Source organism: Nonlabens antarcticus, assembly GCF_015356755.1.
GTDB lineage: Bacteria > Bacteroidota > Bacteroidia > Flavobacteriales > Flavobacteriaceae > Nonlabens > Nonlabens antarcticus.
On the sequence record NZ_JADFCO010000027.1, the window covers coordinates 1 to 248 of the forward strand.

Genomic DNA, 248 nt, shown 5'->3' on the forward strand with positions numbered 1-248 from the left:
TCTTTAGTTCTAGGTCTTTGATATCTCTCGCTATATCGAACTCTTGTTTGAGTATTCCGTTTACCCTTTCAGCAATCGCATTTTCATAGGGATCATATTTTTCGGTCATACTGGCCTTGATCTTATTTCCCTCCAGCAGCGCCTGATAGTCGTGGGAGCAGTATTGAAGCCCCCTGTCGGAATGGTGTATCAGCGGTTGGTTCCCGCAACGCCTGTGGCCGAGAGCCATTTCCAGAGCGCTGAGTGAA

Annotated in this window: 1 protein-coding gene; it reads right to left on the reverse strand. The window is 48.0% G+C overall.

The features are described 5' to 3' along the window. A partial coding sequence (locus IQ282_RS00110; protein WP_194849924.1) for a DDE-type integrase/transposase/recombinase occupies positions 1-248 on the reverse strand: 248 nt, incomplete at both ends.